We start from the raw sequence: 680 nt of genomic DNA, 5'->3' as shown, positions 1-680 counted from the left end.
ACCCGAAGCCGGTGGCCTAACCCCTTGTGGGAGGGAGCTGTCGAAGGTGGGACTGGCGATTGGGACTAAGTCGTAACAAGGTAGCCGTACCGGAAGGTGCGGCTGGATCACCTCCTTTCTAAGGAGCACCTACAACAACCGGCCTGGATGTATGTCCGGGTGTGGGGGTTGTCAGGAAGCAAGCCCGTTGCGCAGGCGATTGTCCTGCGGCGGGTGCTCATGGGTGGAATATCAACAAATAGCGGCCGTTGTGTTGTCGTGTCCTTTCCTAGTACGAACCCTGGTGGTTCTGGAACGGTGGGCGTGGTGATGTGGTGGTTTTCGTGTTTGGCACACTGTTGGGTCCTGAGGCAACAGGACCGGGGTTTTTGGCCCTGGGTTTTGTTTGTTTCTGGTTTCCCTGCCATGACGGTCCACGCACGTGTGTGTGGGGTGTGTGGTGTGGGGTTGTTGTTTGAGAACTACATAGTGGACGCGAGCATCTTGTATAAGAAGCAATTTCCAAGATAAATGAACCTGGATCTGGTTCGTGTGCCTTTGGGTGCGCGGGACAGTTTTCGTGGTTCTCTCGAAAATGTTTTTGATCTTTGTGGTCAAGTTTTTAAGAGCACACGGTGGATGCCTTGGCATTAGGAGCCGAAGAAGGACGTAGGAATCTGCGATAAGCCTGGGGGAGTCGA

General features: G+C 54.1%; 2 rRNA genes. Both read left to right on the top strand.

Annotated elements, in window-relative coordinates:
• Positions 1 to 118: ribosomal RNA gene (locus PUN51_RS20640) — 16S ribosomal RNA — on the top strand; the annotation flags it as partial.
• 473 nt (positions 119 to 591) lie between these two features.
• Positions 592 to 680, top strand: a 23S ribosomal RNA gene (locus tag PUN51_RS20635); the annotation flags it as partial.

Source organism: Arthrobacter sp. NQ4, assembly GCF_029077345.1.
In the GTDB taxonomy this organism is placed as follows: Bacteria; Actinomycetota; Actinomycetes; order Actinomycetales; family Micrococcaceae; genus Arthrobacter.
This window is presented reverse-complemented; position numbering and strand designations above follow the sequence as displayed.